Raw genomic sequence first — 15,637 nt, forward strand, 5'->3', positions numbered from 1 at the left:
CATCCAGCAGGCAAAAGCATGAGGAAGATGCTGGGAGCCGGCACGCTTTCGGCATCCGGCCTCGCCAAGGGGATTCATTGGACTCTTTCGATATCCGATCGAGCCGGCGCGTTAAGAACGCGCCGGCATGGTTCGCTTTTTTAGGCGTGTTGCTCGGGCTGGTATGCCTGGCCGGGCTTTGCGTTGGACAATACAGGATAGACCCGGGGCAATGCGTATCGATCCTGCTCTCGTCGATCGTACCCGGCATCGAACGAGATTGGTCCCGCGTGAGCGAGGAAGTCGTCTGGTACCTGCGCATGCCCCGGATCCTCGCGGCCGCCCTGGTGGGCGCCTCCCTCTCCATGGCGGGCGCATGCTTCCAAGGTGTGTTCCAAAACCCTCTGGTGTCGCCCGACCTTCTAGGCGTATCGTCCGGGTCCTGCGTCGGTGCCGCGCTGGCGATCCTTCTGGGACTGGGCGCCGCGGGCATCCAGGGATTTGCATTCGCCATGGGGGTTGCCACGGTGGCGCTCACGCTGCTGATCCCGCGACTTCTGAAGAACGACACCAACATAATGCTGGTGCTGTCCGGCATCATCGTGGGCGGGCTCATGGGATCCGTCATGGGATTTATCAAGTACGTTGCCGATCCCGAATCGGAGTTGGCAACCATCACGTACTGGCAGATGGGCAGCTTCGCCTACATCACGCCGGGGGACCTCCTGAGCATCCTTCCCGCTCTGGCCGTGGGATTCGCGGGACTGTTCGTGCTCGCGTGGCAGATCGACCTGATGAGCCTCGGCGAGAGGGAAGCACGCATATTGGGGGTGAACGTGCGGCCCATCAGGAGGCTCGCGATCCTCTGCGCCACGCTCCTCACAGCGGGATCGGTCTGCATCTCGGGGACTATCGGATGGGTCGGCTTGGTGGTCCCGCATTTCGCACGCGGGTTCGTGGGACCGAACAACCGGGTGCTTTTGCCCTCGTCGGCCTGCCTGGGAGCCATCTTCCTGGTGATCGTGGATACCTGTGCTCGCACCATCACCACCACGGAGCTTCCCATCAGCGTCATCACGGGCCTGATAGGCGCTCCCTTCTACGTCTTCCTCCTATACAAGCAGAAGACGAGGATGGACGCTCGATGATCTACTCCGTCCATGGCATCACGCTTGCCTATCCGAGGATGCCCCCGGTGGTGAGGGAGGCGAGTTTCGAGCTTGATGCAGGCGATATCCTCACCATCCTGGGACCAAACGGAGCAGGAAAATCGACGTTGCTCAACGGCTTGATGGGATTGCACGAGTTGGATGGGGGACGTATAGAGGTGGGTGGAAAGGACCTGGGATCGCTCTCGCCGAAGGAGCTCGCCCGCAGCGTTGCCTACGTGCAGCAGCACCAAGCGCCGGTATTCGCGTTCTCGGTAGGGGACTTCGTGGCGATGGGGCGCGCTCCGCATCTAAGCGTGTACGGCAAGCCGAGGAGACGAGATAGGGAGGCGGTGGAGGCGGCGGTGCGCGCCATGGACTTGGATGGCCTTGTCGATCGCCCGTGCACCGACATCTCCGGCGGGCAGCGCCAGCAGGCCGCCATAGCCCGTGCGCTTGCCCAGCAGCCGAAGGCCATCCTCCTCGACGAGCCGACGGCGCATCTGGATTTCGGGAACCAGATCAAGATCGTTCGCCTGGTGCGGCATCTTTCCAAGATGGGTTACGCCGTCATCATGACCACGCACGACCCGAACCAGGCAATCATGCTGCGCGGGCGGGTCGCCATATTGGACACGGCCGGCACATTGACCGTGGGATCGGTCCAAGAACTCATGGAGGAGCGGGCGCTGTGCGACCTGTACCGCACGGATCTGAAGCTCGCCTATGTGGAATCTGTCGAACGGGACGCCGTCCTGGCGGTCACTCCGGATTGACGGAGGCTGCTGTTATTCGGCGGCGCCGCAGCATTTCGCATTCATTACGAGAAAGAGGGAAGCCAATGGTGAAGATAGCCATATACGGGAAGGGCGGTATCGGCAAGTCGACCACCGCATCCAACATTGCAGTGGCGCTCGCCGAACGCGGGCTGAGGATCATGCAGATTGGCTGCGACCCCAAGGCCGATTCCACGAGGTTCCTAACGGGCGGGGCATCCATCCCCACGGTGCTCGATCGCATGAGGGAGGATCCGGACTCGATGGAACTCGATGATATCATGGCAACCGGCTACGCGGGCGTGATGTGCGTGGAGGCTGGAGGGCCAACCCCGGGTATCGGATGCGCCGGACGGGGCATCATCACGGCATTCGAGAAGCTCGCGGAACTGGACGCCTACGAGATCGGCCATCCGGACGTGATCCTCTACGATGTGCTGGGGGATGTCGTCTGCGGCGGATTCGCCATGCCATTGAGGAAGGACTACGCGGACGAGGTGTTTGTCGTGACTTCCGGAGAGAAGATGGCGCTCTATGCGGCTGCCAACATCATGCTCGCGTTGAAGAATTTCAAGACCCGTGGGTACGCCGAGCTGGGAGGGCTGGTTCTCAACGAGAGGAATGTCGCCCGCGAGCGCGAGCTGGTGGAGGAGCTCGCCTGCGAGGAAGGCACATCCGTTGTGGGCTCGATCCCCCGCGCTCCCGAGGTGCAGGCGTCCGAGGACAGGGGGCAGACCGTCATGCAGTCATTCCCGCAGAGCGCGATAGCCGGACGATATCGCACGCTTGCCGAACGCATGCTCGAGGCCTGCGGGGTCCCGGCATGAGGGGAACGTGCTTCGCATGCTCCCCAGGAAGCAAGCCGGACGGGCGGAGCGGCCTGGAAAGCACGCTGTCCTACCGCATCCCCGAGGCACCGCGCAAGCGCACCCTGTTGCATATCCCGGAAAGCCATACCCTGTTCACGGGACCGTCCTCCTGCATGCGACGCCATTCCCTGGCAGCGAGGCAGTACGGGAACATCGAGAATATATCCTGCCTGTGCATCACGCAGGCCGACGTCATCTCCGGGAACTACGAGGACCTGATCGTGGAGGCGGCGGGCGAGCTCCTGGAAACCCTGCGCCGCAGACCGCGCATCATATTTATCGACCTCTTCTGCATCGATGATTTCCTGGGCACAGATGACGAATCCCTTGCAGGCGCCTTGGCTGCCGCCTATCCGGATACCCGGTTCGCCGTGGAGCACATCCACCCGGTGGCATTGAACGAGAAGGTCTCCATGGGCGAGGTCGACCATTTCAACCTGTACTCGTTCGTGGACCCCGTCCCGCCCGACGAGCACGATGGCGGTGTGAACGTGCTGGGGGCCTTCGTCCCCTTCAACCCGCGGAGCGAATTCTTCCGCGTGCTGGAGCAGATGGAGGCGGGTCCCGTGCGCTATCTGCATGCTTGCAGCACGTTCGGCGAGTATCAGGATATGGGGAAAAGCTCGCTTGCCTTGGTTGCGCGCGCCCTGGGGCGCACCGCAGCCGAGGACATGCGAGACCGGTTGGGCATCCCCTTCATGTCCTTCCCGGCTTGCTACGATTGCGACCAGGTGGGAGCAGACTACAAGCGCATGGCTCAGCTTCTCGGGAAGCCTGAACCCGATTTATCGGAGTGGGATCGCCGCGCGCGCTCCGCCGTGAAACAGACGGTCGAGGTTCTGGGCGACGTGCCCCTTGCCGTGGACTGCGAGGGATCCTTGGTTCCCCATTCGCTCGCCCGGGCTCTTCTGGATTACGGTTTCAACGTGAGATGGCTCTTCCGCTCCAAGCACCTTTTCGACACAGACGCGGACGATAGGGAAGTGTTGGCAGCGCGATACCCAGACCTTTCGATAGCTCGCGTTGACGATGCTCGTCTCCACGTGGACGCCATGGTAGGCGGGCGGGACATCCGCCGCCGGAAAGATGTTCTGGCGATAGGGAGGAGCGCGGCATGCATACTGGGTACGCCCTATTACATCGATATGTGGCACGATGAGGGCTTCACCGGCTACCACGGCATCTGCGAGCTCATGCGCCTGATGCGTGGGCAGCGCGCCCGCATGGAGGGGAAGGAGGCAGCGCTATGAACGGGCTCCTGCATTACCTTCCGCCCTTCGCCAGCGACTACTCGGGTGTTGCCTCCGCGTTGCACGGCATGGGGAGCATGACGATTCTGTGCGATGCGGGATGCTGCACGGACCAGTACATCTTCTACGATGAGCCCCGGTGGGCCGAGCAGCAGGAACCAGTGTTCTCCACCACGCTCCGAACGGTGGATGCGGTTTTGGGCTGCGACGCCGGAATCGTAGAGCGGTGTGTCGCCATGGTCGGATCCCTGAACGTGCGTCCCGCATTCATCGCGCTGATCGCCACGCCGGTTCCCGCCATTGTGGGCATGGACGCTCGCGGTGTGGCCTGTGAAATCGAGAGTGCGCTGGGCATCCCCGCCCTCGGGTTCGACACGACGGGGTTCCGATTCTACGACTGGGGGATCGAGGCGGTGCCGCGCGCCCTCGTGGACCGCTTCGGACCCGAAGCTCCCGCCGTGGCTTCACGGGAAGTGATCGTGAACCTCTTGGGGGCGACGCCGTTGGATTTCGGAGACGTGGGGATGCTTGAACGCACGACCGATGCCCTGGCCTTGCACGGCATCCGCGTGAACGTCTGCCTGCCGGGAGCGGGCGGTACGGATCGGATATCCCATATCGCCGATGCGCATGCGAACCTGGCGCTCACGGCATCGGGTGTGGGGATAGCCCGCATGCTGGAGCGGCGGTACGGTACGCCCTACGCGATTGGGTGCCCTTACGGACCGGTTGGCGGTGACATCGTCGCCGCCCTTGCGGATGCGATTCGCTCCGTCGCCTGCGGCGAGCAACCCAGCGGGTTCGCACCGCTGCACCCCTCCACAGGACGCAAGCTGCAAGGGCATGACGGCGGTCCGTATCCACCCGATGGAGAGAGCGCAGCCATGCCCGTAGGCGCGAACGAGCGCGTTTTGGTCATCGGGGACCAGGTGATGGCGCAAAGCGCGCGAGCAGACTACGCGGCGCGACACCCCGAGGCGCGAATCGCCGTGGCGAGTCCCTTCGGATGGCGGAAGGAGCTCGCGGCTCCCGGGGATTTCCACTTCAAGGGCGAGCAGGACCTAATTGACGAGGCCAAGGCATTCGGCCCCCAGACGGTGGTCGCCGACCCGCTCTACGGGTTTTTGGCAGATACGCTCGACGGCTGCACGCTTATCCCAAAGGTCCATCCGGCGATCTCCGGAAAGCTCCACTGGAAGGATGCGCGCAACCCCATCACCTGATACGCCGAGCAAGGCGCCGGGCGAGAGCCACGACCTCTGGTTCTTGGTCGCGTGCTCCGCCGTCGCCCTGCTGGCCGCCTGGGCCGCCATGCGACGAGGGGAGTTCTTCTAGCCGCCGTCCGATGTGATGGGCTTGGGGTACAATGGATTCGCTTTCCCACCATCGCAAAGGAGACCGTATGCAAACCATCCTCGTCAGCGGCGGAACGGGCTTCATCGGAAGCCATACCTGCGTCGAGTTGATCAAAGCCGGCTACGATGTCGTCGTGTTCGACAACCTGAGCAATTCGAAGGAGGAGTCCCTCAACCGCGTGCAGCGGATCACCGGCGTCAAGCCCCGTTTCTACCGGGCGGACATGCTCGACCGCGACGCGCTGGAGAGCATCTTCGAAGCGGAGCCGGACATCTCGGCCGTCATCCATTTCGCCGGGCTCAAAGCGGTGGGCGAGAGCGTGCAGAAGCCCTGGGAGTACTACCAGAACAACATCGAGGGCACCCTGGTGCTGGTGGACGTCATGCGTCGCCACGGCGTGAAATCCATCGTGTTCAGCAGCTCCGCCACCGTGTACGGCGACCCGGCCTTCGTGCCCATCACCGAGGAATGCCCCCTGGGCAACCCCACCAACCCCTACGGCCAGACGAAGAAGATGCTCGAGCAGATCCTCACCGACCTCAACGTGGCGGATCCCGAGTGGAACGTTTCCCTGCTGCGCTACTTCAATCCCATCGGCGCGCACGAGAGCGGTCTGATGGGCGAGGACCCCAACGGCATCCCCAACAACCTCATGCCCTACATCACGCAGGTGGCCCTGGGCAAGCTGCCGCGGCTGGGCGTGTTCGGCGACGATTACGACACCCCCGACGGCACCGGCGTGCGCGACTACATCCACGTCGTCGATCTCGCGCGAGGCCACGTGAAGACGCTGCAGGCGACCGACGGGAAGCCGGGCGTGCACATCTGGAACCTGGGCACCGGGGTCGGCTACAGCGTGCTCGACGTGGTGCGCGCGTTCACGGAGGCGACGGGCGTCGAAGTGCCCTACGAGATCAAGCCCCGGCGCGCGGGCGACATCGCGCAATGCTACGCCAGCGCCGGCAAAGCCGCGCGCGACCTAGGCTGGAAGGCGGAATTCGACCTGCGCGACATGTGCCGCGACAGCTGGAGGTGGCAGAAGGGCAATCCGAACGGATACGATAACTGACGGCCGAGGAGCCGGGCGGCGGATACGCCCGGCGCTCCCTCGGGGAAAAGGGGACCGATGGACATCAAGCAAGAATTCCAACGCTGGCTCGCGTCGGCCGAGGATCCGGAGATCATCGACGAGCTGCATGCCATGGAAGGGGACGACCGGGCGATCGAGGATGCGTTCTTCCAGGAGCTCGCCTTCGGCACGGCGGGGCTGCGCGGCGTGCTCGGCGCGGGCACGAACCGCATGAACGTCTACACGGTGGGGAAGGCAACCCAGGGGCTCGCGGACTACCTGACGGCCCATTTCGCGGAGCCGACGGTGGCGATCGCACGCGACAGCCGCAACAAGGGCGAGCTCTTCGTGCGGGTGACCGCGGCAATCCTCGCCGCCAACGGGGTGAAATGCCACCTGTTCCCCCGCATCGAGCCCGTGCCCGCGCTGTCCTTCGCGGTACGCGACCTGGGCACCACGGCGGGCATCGTCATGACGGCGAGCCACAACCCCGCCGAGTACAACGGCTACAAGGTCTACGGGGCAGACGGCTGCCAGATCGCAAGCGAGGCCGCGGATGATATCTCCGCGGCGATCGATGATGTCGACGCCTTCGCCGATGTCAAGACGGGCGATTTCGACGCCTTCGTCGAAGCCGGGACGATCGATTGGATCGACGATGGCGTGCTCGACCGCTTCCTCGATGCGGAGCTCGCCGCCAGCATGGCCGACCCCGATGCCGCGGACGTGTCGTTGAGGCTCGTGTACACGCCCCTCAACGGTTCCGGGCTCGAGTTGAACACGCGCATGTTCGAGCGCATCGGCGTCACGGACGTGACCATCGTTCCCGAGCAGAGGGATCCGGACGGCGATTTCCCCACCTGCCCGTACCCCAACCCCGAGATCCGCGAGGCCATGCAGAAGGGGATCGAGTGCTGCGAGCGCGTCCATCCCGACCTGTTGCTGGCGACCGATCCCGATGCCGACCGCTGCGGCATCGCCGTCAAGGACGGGGACGACTACACGCTGCTCACGGGCAACGAGGTGGGAATCCTCATGCTCGACTACATCTGCAAGATGCACGAGAAGCGCGGCGACATGCCGGCCGACCCCGTCGCGGTCAGCACGATCGTCTCGACCATGATGATCGACGCCATCGCCGAGCGGTACGGGGTCGCCATCCGGCGCACGCTCACCGGGTTCAAATACATAGGCGGCGTCATCAGCGAGCTCGTCGACGCGGGGCATCCCGAGCGCTACCTGCTCGGCTTCGAGGAGAGCTACGGGTACTTGGGCGCCACCCACGTGCGGGACAAGGATTCCATCAGCGCGAGCCTGCTCATCTGCCAGATGGCGCAACATTGCAAGCTGCACGGCATGAATCTCGCCGATGCGATCCGCGCCCTCTACGAGGAATACGGATACTATCGCAACAAGACGGTGACGCTCGCGTTCCCCGGGGCGCAGGGCTCCGCCAAGATGGCCTCGATCATGCAGTCCTTGCGCGACGAGCCGCTTCGCGAGATCGCGGGGCGCCCCGTGCTCGAATCCATCGATTACGCCCCCGGCTACAACGGGCTGCCCTCCGCCGACGTCATCGAATTCCGCTTGCCCGACAGCAACAAGGTCATATTCCGTCCGAGCGGAACCGAGCCGAAGATCAAAGCGTACCTCTTCGGCAGGGGGGCCACGGAGGAAGCCGCGGATGCGGTGGTCGCGGACCTCGAAACCGCCGCGCGCGAAGTGCTCTCATAAGGCGGCCCGATCGATGGCGCTCAAAGACGGCATCCGCGCCCGTTTGCTCCAGGGGAGCCGGGCGGGCGCGGGCGATTGGCTATCCGGGGAAGACCTATCGCGCGAATTCGGGGTGAGCCGCACGGCGGTGTGGAAGGCGGTCGAGGGCATCCGCTCCGAGGGGTTCGCCGTCGAATCGTCCCGGAACAGGGGATACCGCCTTGCAGCCGACCAGGACGCGCTGACCGAGGAGGGCATTCTTGGCAATCTTCTCGAATATAGTACGGATGTTCACCTTTCGGTCGAGAAGCGAACGGGGAGCACGAATGCCGACGCGAAGATGCTCGCGGAAGCTGGCGCCCCCGAGCTCACGTGCCTCGTCGCTGGGGAGCAGACCGCCGGAAGAGGGCGTCGCGGACGGCCGTTCTTCTCGCTAGGGGATACCGGCGTCTACCTGAGCATCGTGCTGCGGCCGCACTGGTCGTTGGACCGGGCCGCCCTGATCACCGGGGCCGCCGCGGTCGCCGTCTGCCGCGCGCTCGATCCGATGGCATCCGGGGAACCCCGCATCAAGTGGGTGAACGATATCTATATCGCCGGGCGGAAGGTCTGCGGCATCCTCACCGAGGGGTCCGCCGACCTCGAGACCGGAGGGCTGGCCTATGCCGTCGTGGGCATCGGCGTGAACGTCTACGAGCCCGACGGGGGCTTCCCGGAGGAGATCTCCCGCAGGGCGGGCGCCGTGCTGACGCGGAAGCGCCAAGGTATGCGCGATGCGATCGCCGCTCGCATCATACGGGAGTTCATCGGGATCTACCGGGATGCCGCTTGGCCGGGGTTCATCGGCGAATATCGAAGCCGATCGTTCTTGCTGGGGGAATCAGTCGAGGTGGTCGGCGGTTCGCATGATGGGGAAACCGTGAGCGTCATCGGGATCGACGATGCCCTGGGACTCCGCGTCCGCTTGCCCGACGGGTCTTCCGCCGTGCTTCGCTCCGGGGAAGTGTCGCTCCGTTTGGAGGGATAGGGCCTCCCTTTCCTTCTTTGCCTTTTGGTTTACATAATATATATTATCAATAATATATATGCGGGATACCAGGAAGCTTCGATGGCCACGACTCCGGGGCTTCAAGCCCTTTCGAGGGCGTCGCCGCATCCGGACCTGCGATGTCCCGGGCTCTCCAAGGCCCCATATCCCGCAAGCCCGCTAAAGCATCGGGAATGCAAGTACCCCCGATGCTCGCAATTTTGCTATTTTGCTATTTGGTGCCGCTCGAGCCGAACCCGCTGGTTCCGCGCTCCGTCTCATCCAGTTGGGCGCATTCGACGAGGCGGACGTTCTCGACCTTCATGATCACCAGCTGCGCGATGCGGTCGCCAGGGCTGATTTCTATGGGATTTTCAGCATCGAGGTTGATGAGGATGCACTTCAGCTCGCCACGATAGCCGCTATCGACGAGGCCTGGAGCGTTCACCAGCGATAGCCCCCGCTTGATGGCGGAGCCGCTTCGAGGAAGGACGAAGCCGGCATATCCTTCGGGGATCGCCACGGCCAAGCCGGTTGCGACGGCGGCGCGCTCGAAGGGCCCGAGCGTGACCGACTCTATCGAACGCAGATCGATGCCCGCATCGCCCTGGTAAGCGGTTGCGGGAAGCTGTGCACGCTCGTCGAGCTTCTTAACTGGCATATCAAGGGACATAGGGAGTACTCCTTAGATGCATGCGAATGTATGAAGTTAGGTCTTCCTACTTAAAGACCCTGTATCGCCTGGTTGAACTCTTCCACGGTTTGGAAGTCTTTATAGACGCTTGCGAAGCGGATATAGGCGACATCGTCGAGATGCTTCAGGCGCTCGAGGACCATGTCCCCCAAATCCTTCGACCGAACCTGGGCGAACCCCTTGTTGCGAAGCTCGGTTTCCAAGTCGTCGACGAGGCCGTCGATCTGATCGGGCGTGATACGCCGCTTCGCGCAGGCGATGTACAGGCCCCGGAGGATCTTGTCGCGGTGATACACCTCGGAGGTCCCATCCGACTTGAGAACAACCAAGGGATTCTCCCCCAGCCGCTCGTACGTGGTGAAACGCCGGCCGCAATTCAGGCATTCGCGGCGGCGCCGGATGGTCGACCCATCTTCCGAAGGACGGGAATCAACGACTTTGGAGTCGGTCTCCCCACATGAAGGACAACGCATACTCTATCCTCTCTCACTCGATGGAAAAAGAGTACCACACTTGCGCCAGCTGTCGGCAACGGCCCGCCTTTCAGCACGGACTCAACGCCTTGCGATCCCCTCCGGGCGGGAGTCCGTGGAACGTAAGGCAGGCCGAGGTTGGAAATCGATGGAAGCGCGTGCGCCCAAACGCAGCATCGGGCGCACGCAAGGGATGGCAACCGGAAAACGCAGCCAGGGTTGCCCGGAGAAAACGTTATGATCCTATGATGATGGCGGCAAGCCCCATGATGGAGTACACCGATCCGGCGGCCGCGAGCTTCCATGCCGGGACGCCACGGGAGGCCTTTTCGCCTTCAAGCGACCCGGAACGCATATCGCCGGCCATCTGTGACCGCTCGTATGCCGCTGCAAGCCGATGCATGAAGCGTTTCAGACCCCGCGCCTCGGATGCGCGAACGCCACCCGCTTGGATCAGGGCGTCCTGGAAGCTGATAATGCGCTCGTTTTCGTTGCCGTATCGAGAACAACCAGGCTTCAAAGCGGACGTTCCCTCGATGAGCGCACCGAAATCGCTGTCCTTCATTTTTGCCTCCTTGCCCTTGTTTAGAACTTTTGTTCGTGTATACTGTAAAGCGAACATAAGTTCTTGTCAACGACTTTCTCAAACATTTGTTCGTATGAAAGGAAGCGCTGTGGCAAAGCCGATCACCAAACGCCAGCAGGCGGTGCTTGACTGCATTACGGAATTCATCGAGGAAAAGGGCTACGGTCCCACCGTGCGCGAGGTCTGCGAAAATCTCGGCCTCTCCTCCCCTTCCACGGTCCATGTTCACCTCAAGGCGCTCGAGGAGAAGGGGCTCATCAATCGCGACCCCTTGAAATCCCGTTCGATCACGCTCTCGTGCCCTTCATCCCCCATCACGCACGATGGCATCGCGTTCTCGTACGGGAACGTGGTCGACCTCCCCTTGGTCGGCGACGTGGCGGCGGGGGTGCCCTTGCTCGCGGAGGAGAACATCACCGAAACGATCTCGCTTCCCACGGAGATCGTGGGCAATTCCGCATCCTTCCTGCTTTCCGTGCATGGCGACAGCATGGTCGAGGCGGGCATCAACAGCGGAGATTACGTCGTCGTGCGCGAGCAGCAAACCGCAGAGAACGGCGACATCGTCGTCGCGCTCATCGACGATGGGGCGACTGTGAAGCGCTTCTATCGTGAAAAGGACCACATCAGGCTGCAACCCGAGAATTCCTCGATGGACCCCATCCTCGTGCGGGATTGCTCCATCGTCGGCAAGGTGGTCGCGCTCTTCCGAAGGATACGCTAGAAGCCCTCCAGGCGTCGCGGCTACCCCGACACCGCGAACGGCTCGAACGCCGTTTTCATCCGCTTGCTCACGCGCAGCGTCATGCGCGTGCCATCTGGCGCATACTCCTCGTCGATGATGAGGCAGCGCTCGTGGGCCAGCGAGACGATGTCCCCCCGGGAATACGGTATGGACAGATGGAGCACCTCGTCCTGCGCCGAGGCGACGCGCACGATCCGTTCGACGAGATCCTCCACGCCCTCCCCGGTGGCAGCGGAAACGAGCAGTGCGCTCCCATATCGTCCCGCCAGGGCCTCCCGCTCCCCATCTGAGAGCATGTCGCATTTATTGAACACGAGGATACGGCTTATCTCCTGCGCGCCGATTTCTTGGAGCACGTCCTCCACGGCGACCATCTGCCGCTCGAAAGCGGATGCTGACGCGTCAACCACATGCAGTATGATATCCGCCTCGCGGATCTCGTCGAGCGTGCTCTTGAACGATTCGACCAAGGTGGTCGGGAGCTTCTGGATGAATCCGACGGTATCCGTCAGCGTGATCTCGCGCCCTTCGGGCAAGGTGAACCTCCGCGTCGTCGAATCGAGCGTAGCGAACAGCTTGTCGTAGCTGAGCACATGGGCGTCGGTAAGACGGTTGAGCAGGCTCGATTTCCCCGCATTCGTGTAGCCGGCAAGGGCGACGCGCAGCATGCCGCTCGCCCTCCTGCTGCTCCGTTGCACATCGCGGTTCTTCTCCAGTTCGGCGAGCTCGCGCTCGATGCGCATGATTCGCTTCCGGACGATGCGGCGGTCAACCTCAAGCTGGCTCTCTCCCTCGCCGAAGCGGCTCCCCACTCCCCCGCCCATGCGGTTGCTGGCGAGGTGCGCCCACATGCCCCGGAGGCGGGGCAGCAGATACTTGTTCTGCGCGAGCCGCACCTGCAAGCGGCCCTCTTTCGTCGTCGCGTGCAGGGCGAAGATATCGAGGATCAGCGCAGTCCGATCGATAACCTTCACCTCGGACCCGACGATCTTCTCGAGATTCGATTGCTGCGAGGGGGTCAACTCATCGTCGAAAATCACCACATCGGCATTGAAGGAGCGGCACATCCGCGCGATCTCGGCCGCCTTGCCGGAGCCGACGAACGTCTTGGGATGCGGGGCGTCAAGGCGCTGAAGGGTCCGGGCGACCGGTTCGCTTCCCGCCGTCTCGGCGAGGCGGCCGAGTTCCGCAAGCGTCTCATCCGCATCCCATTCAGCCCCGGGGCGGTCGATCCCCACGAGTATGGCGCGTTCCGCATGCCGCGCCGTTTCGAAGAGGGGGAAACGTCCGCGGTTCATGCGAGGATCGCCTCCGACTCGGCGGTGAGCCGCGTCAGGTCGAATTCATCGGCATCCAGCCAGTGAATCCGCTTGTCCTTGCGGAACCAGGTGCGCTGTCGTTTCGCATACTGCCGCGTGGCTACGACGATGCGTTCAACCGCCTCGTCCATGGAGACGGCGCCATCGAGCGCGGCGACGATTTCCTTGTAGCCGATCGCCTGGCTCGAGGTCAATGCGCCCCGCAATCCCCGGGAAAGCAATGTACGGACTTCGTCGACAAGTCCGTTGTCGACCATGCCCGCCACCCGGCGCTCGATGCGTCCCGCAAGCACGGAGGGCGTTACGCTCAAACCGATGAAAACCGCGGGATAGAGTTGGGGGATGCTCCTCAGCTGTTCGCGCTGGCGCGCGTACGATGTTCCCTCGTGCAGCAGCTCGAAAGCGCGGATGACGCGCTTGACGTCGTTCTCGTGGATGATCTGCGCCGATGCGGGGTCGATGCGGAGAAGCTCCTCCCACACGGCATGGGCGCCCTCGCTGTCGATTCGGGCCATGTATTCGTCGCGCACGGCATTGCCCGTCTGCTCCCCTGCGGGGAACCGGTAATCATCCACGACCGCGCGAACGTAGAACCCGGTGCCGCCGCACAGGATGCACTGGCCGCCTTGCGCGTCGATGAACCGGATGACCTCCCGGCCGTACGCCTGGAACAAGGCGGCCGAATAGGGCTGACCGGGGTCCGCGATGTCAAGGCCGAAATAGGGGACGGTCCGCTCATGGGGCGGTATCTTGCCCGTGCCGATATCCATACCCCGGTAGATCTGCATGCTGTCCGCGGAGAGCACGGCGGCGCCGCGCCGTTCGGCCAATGCCTGCGCGAGCTCCGTTTTGCCCGCCGCGGTCGGCCCTACGACCACGATAAGGTCATGTGCGAGCCTATGCAATTGAACCCTTGAGGTACCAGCGGCGCGCTTCGGTGATCGAGGCGTCCACGATAGTCCCCGCATAGTCGCCGATCGCGCCATCGCCGGGAACGTCCACGAGCACCGTTTGGTTCTTCGGGCTCTTGCCCGACATCAATCCCCTTCCCCGCTTGCTCTCGCCCTCGATCAGGACGGGCAGCGTGAGCCCCACATCCGACTGGTTCACGTCGTAGGCGGAATCCTGCACAAGGTCAACCAGCCGCTGGAATCGCTCCTGCACCACCTCGTGCGGGGCATCGTCGGGCATCTCGGCCGCGGGCGTGCCCGCGCGCTTGCTGTATATGAACGTGAACACCTGGCTGTAGCCCACGCGTTCGACCAGGTCGTACGTTGCCTGGAAATCCTTCTCGGACTCTCCCGGAAAGCCCACGATGATATCGGTGGACAGCGCGATTCCGGGCCGGATGCGGCGGAGCTTCTCTATGAGGCCAAGATACTGCTCGACCGTGTAGTTTCGGTTCATCTTGGTCAGGATGCGATTCGACCCGGACTGCACCGGAAGATGCAGCGCGGGCATGAGGTTGGGCAGGGTTGCGAAGCGTTCGATGACCCCGTCGGTCAAATCCTTCGGATGGCTGGTGGCGAACCTGATGCGCTCGACGCCCGATGCCGAGACCGCATCGAGGACATCGTCGAAGCGCGGGCGGCCGTACAGATCGCGTCCGTACGAGTTCACGTTTTGCCCAAGGAGCGTGATCTCCTTCACGCCGTGGACAACATACTCGCGCGCCGACTGCGCTATCTCCTCGATCGGGCGGCTGATCTCCCTGCCGCGCACGTAGGGGACGATGCAGTACGTGCAGAAGTTGTTGCAGCCGACGGTGATGGGGAGCCATGCAGCCCAGGGGTGCTCGCGATCCTCGGGCAGCTCATCGTGGAATTCGGCCCTGCCGTCGATGATGGACGCGCGCTGCGACCCGGATTCGATCGCATCTTGCAGCAGGCGCGGGAGATCCTCCATATTGTGCGTGCCGAACACGACATCGACGTTGGGCAGCGCGTCGAAGAGCCCATCCCCATCGCGCTGGCCGATGCAGCCGCCGATGGCGACGAATCGCTTGCCGTACGGGCTCGACGGGCGAACGGGCAGGTTTTTCATGGAGCGTACCTGGCCGAGCAGGCGCTCATCCGCACGCTCCCGCACGCAGCAGGTCATATAGATGGCGAAGTCGGCATCGTCGAGCGAATCGACGGGAACCGATCCGAGCGATTCGAGCAGGCCGGCGATACGCTCGCTATCGTGCTTGTTCATCTGGCACCCGAATGTGGTGACGAAGAAGGTTGAATTGTCGAACATAGGGTCCTGAAATCTCGACAGCTCGCCCTAGAGCGAGGAAACGGAAAGCTCCACCGAATGGGATAGCACGCGGAACCGGATAGCCGTGCGGTACTCGCCGTCGATGACGATATCGGCGAAATTGGGGATGCAGGCGACCTCGATGCCCACGGGGGAAAGGAACCCCCGCGCTATGGCGATGGCCTTCACCGCTTGGTTGACCGCGCCGGCGCCAACCGCCTGCAGTTCCACCTCGGTCCCATCTTTGATCATTCCGGCGATTGCTCCGGCGACCGATGCCGAAGATGATTTAGACGAGACCTTGAGGAAACCGGGCTGGCTCTGCGTCTCGATTGGTGCTGACAAGGGGCAATCCTTTTAACTCGTGCATTTGATACGGCAAATATGCTGCG

16 protein-coding genes are annotated in these 15,637 nt (G+C 63.2%); 9 read left to right on the plus strand and 7 right to left on the minus strand.

The genetic code is table 11. The annotated features are described in order from the left end of the window. Positions 1–146 precede the first annotated feature (146 nt). The 8 genes from NOV21_RS06620 to NOV21_RS06655 all read left to right on the plus strand — a co-directional run bounded on the left by NOV21_RS06620 (position 147) and on the right by NOV21_RS06655 (position 9,187). Positions 147–1,127: a FecCD family ABC transporter permease gene (locus NOV21_RS06620; protein WP_283170502.1), complete on the plus strand. Its 981-nt coding sequence runs from the start codon at positions 147–149 to the stop codon at positions 1,125–1,127. Continuing rightward, a complete protein-coding gene (locus tag NOV21_RS06625; RefSeq protein ID WP_283170470.1) occupies positions 1,124–1,903 on the plus strand; it encodes an ABC transporter ATP-binding protein in 780 nt (259 codons plus the stop codon). The genes NOV21_RS06620 and NOV21_RS06625 overlap by 4 nt, the downstream gene beginning before the upstream one ends. 65 nt (positions 1,904–1,968) lie before the next feature. Beyond that, positions 1,969–2,730 carry a nucleotide-binding protein gene (locus NOV21_RS06630; RefSeq protein WP_283170469.1) on the plus strand — a complete coding sequence of 254 codons (762 nt, stop codon included), beginning with the start codon at positions 1,969–1,971 and terminating at the stop codon, positions 2,728–2,730. After that, positions 2,727–4,022 carry a nitrogenase component 1 gene (locus NOV21_RS06635; RefSeq protein WP_283170468.1) on the plus strand — a complete coding sequence of 432 codons (1,296 nt, stop codon included), beginning with the start codon at positions 2,727–2,729 and terminating at the stop codon, positions 4,020–4,022. Before NOV21_RS06630 ends, NOV21_RS06635 begins: the two co-directional genes overlap by 4 nt. Further along, positions 4,019–5,245: a nitrogenase component 1 gene (locus NOV21_RS06640; RefSeq protein WP_283170467.1), complete on the plus strand. Its 1,227-nt coding sequence runs from the start codon at positions 4,019–4,021 to the stop codon at positions 5,243–5,245. Before NOV21_RS06635 ends, NOV21_RS06640 begins: the two co-directional genes overlap by 4 nt. Positions 5,246–5,424: 179 nt before the next feature. Next, entirely contained in the window at positions 5,425–6,447 is a 1,023-nt protein-coding gene (gene galE, locus NOV21_RS06645; RefSeq protein WP_283170466.1) for a UDP-glucose 4-epimerase GalE, read from the plus strand. 57 nt (positions 6,448–6,504) lie between these two features. Continuing rightward, entirely contained in the window at positions 6,505–8,181 is a 1,677-nt protein-coding gene (locus tag NOV21_RS06650; RefSeq protein ID WP_283170465.1) for a phospho-sugar mutase, read from the plus strand. Between the two features lie 13 nt (positions 8,182–8,194). Beyond that, a complete protein-coding gene (locus NOV21_RS06655) occupies positions 8,195–9,187 on the plus strand; it encodes a biotin--[acetyl-CoA-carboxylase] ligase (protein WP_283170464.1) in 993 nt (330 codons plus the stop codon). Positions 9,188–9,419: 232 nt separating this feature from the next. Here the strand turns inward: NOV21_RS06655 and dut are convergent, their stop codons facing one another. The 3 genes from dut to NOV21_RS06670 all read right to left on the minus strand — a co-directional run bounded on the left by dut (position 9,420) and on the right by NOV21_RS06670 (position 10,919). Then, a complete protein-coding gene (dut, locus tag NOV21_RS06660) occupies positions 9,420–9,860 on the minus strand; it encodes a dUTP diphosphatase (protein WP_283170463.1) in 441 nt (146 codons plus the stop codon). A gap of 50 nt (positions 9,861–9,910) precedes the next feature. Further along, positions 9,911–10,354 carry a transcriptional regulator NrdR gene (nrdR, locus tag NOV21_RS06665; protein WP_283170462.1) on the minus strand — a complete coding sequence of 148 codons (444 nt, stop codon included), beginning with the start codon at positions 10,352–10,354 and terminating at the stop codon, positions 9,911–9,913. Between the two features lie 235 nt (positions 10,355–10,589). After that, positions 10,590–10,919, minus strand: a complete 330-nt coding sequence (locus NOV21_RS06670) for a hypothetical protein (RefSeq protein WP_283170461.1) — start codon at positions 10,917–10,919, stop codon at positions 10,590–10,592. Positions 10,920–11,028: 109 nt separating this feature from the next. On the opposite strand from NOV21_RS06670, the gene lexA reads away from it, so the two are divergent. Further along, positions 11,029–11,664, plus strand: a complete 636-nt coding sequence (lexA, locus tag NOV21_RS06675; RefSeq protein ID WP_283170460.1) for a transcriptional repressor LexA — start codon at positions 11,029–11,031, stop codon at positions 11,662–11,664. A gap of 20 nt (positions 11,665–11,684) precedes the next feature. On the opposite strand, the gene hflX is transcribed toward lexA, so the two are convergent. From hflX to NOV21_RS06695, 4 genes are read right to left on the minus strand one after another with little or no spacing between them, the layout of a single operon-like run. Next, positions 11,685–12,983, minus strand: coding sequence for a GTPase HflX (hflX, locus tag NOV21_RS06680; RefSeq protein WP_283170459.1), 1,299 nt, complete (start codon positions 12,981–12,983; stop codon positions 11,685–11,687). After that, positions 12,980–13,909 carry a tRNA (adenosine(37)-N6)-dimethylallyltransferase MiaA gene (gene miaA / locus NOV21_RS06685; protein ID WP_283170458.1) on the minus strand — a complete coding sequence of 310 codons (930 nt, stop codon included), beginning with the start codon at positions 13,907–13,909 and terminating at the stop codon, positions 12,980–12,982. Before miaA ends, hflX begins: the two co-directional genes overlap by 4 nt. Next, positions 13,902–15,245, minus strand: coding sequence for a tRNA (N6-isopentenyl adenosine(37)-C2)-methylthiotransferase MiaB (gene miaB / locus NOV21_RS06690; protein ID WP_283170457.1), 1,344 nt, complete (start codon positions 15,243–15,245; stop codon positions 13,902–13,904). Before miaB ends, miaA begins: the two co-directional genes overlap by 8 nt. Before the next feature lie 27 nt (positions 15,246–15,272). Continuing rightward, a complete protein-coding gene (locus NOV21_RS06695; protein WP_283170456.1) occupies positions 15,273–15,590 on the minus strand; it encodes a stage V sporulation protein S in 318 nt (105 codons plus the stop codon). Between the last annotated feature and the right edge of the window lie 47 nt (positions 15,591–15,637).

Source organism: Curtanaerobium respiraculi (assembly GCF_024609215.1).
Taxonomy (GTDB): Bacteria; Actinomycetota; Coriobacteriia; order Coriobacteriales; family Eggerthellaceae; genus Curtanaerobium; species Curtanaerobium respiraculi.

Bases quoted from the DNA above. Each gene is read 5' to 3' on its own strand.
- NOV21_RS06625 (WP_283170470.1), top strand. From the start codon at position 1,124: ATGATCTACTCCGTCCATGGCATCACGCTTGCCTATCCGAGGATGCCC.
- NOV21_RS06630 (WP_283170469.1), top strand. From the start codon at position 1,969: ATGGTGAAGATAGCCATATACGGGAAGGGCGGTATCGGCAAGTCGACC.
- NOV21_RS06635 (WP_283170468.1), top strand. From the start codon at position 2,727: ATGAGGGGAACGTGCTTCGCATGCTCCCCAGGAAGCAAGCCGGACGGG.
- NOV21_RS06640 (WP_283170467.1), top strand. From the start codon at position 4,019: ATGAACGGGCTCCTGCATTACCTTCCGCCCTTCGCCAGCGACTACTCG.
- galE (WP_283170466.1), top strand. From the start codon at position 5,425: ATGCAAACCATCCTCGTCAGCGGCGGAACGGGCTTCATCGGAAGCCAT.
- NOV21_RS06650 (WP_283170465.1), top strand. From the start codon at position 6,505: ATGGACATCAAGCAAGAATTCCAACGCTGGCTCGCGTCGGCCGAGGAT.
- NOV21_RS06655 (WP_283170464.1), top strand. From the start codon at position 8,195: ATGGCGCTCAAAGACGGCATCCGCGCCCGTTTGCTCCAGGGGAGCCGG.
- dut (WP_283170463.1), bottom strand. From the start codon at position 9,860: ATGTCCCTTGATATGCCAGTTAAGAAGCTCGACGAGCGTGCACAGCTT.
- nrdR (WP_283170462.1), bottom strand. From the start codon at position 10,354: ATGCGTTGTCCTTCATGTGGGGAGACCGACTCCAAAGTCGTTGATTCC.
- NOV21_RS06670 (WP_283170461.1), bottom strand. From the start codon at position 10,919: ATGAAGGACAGCGATTTCGGTGCGCTCATCGAGGGAACGTCCGCTTTG.
- hflX (WP_283170459.1), bottom strand. From the start codon at position 12,983: ATGAACCGCGGACGTTTCCCCCTCTTCGAAACGGCGCGGCATGCGGAA.
- miaB (WP_283170457.1), bottom strand. From the start codon at position 15,245: ATGTTCGACAATTCAACCTTCTTCGTCACCACATTCGGGTGCCAGATG.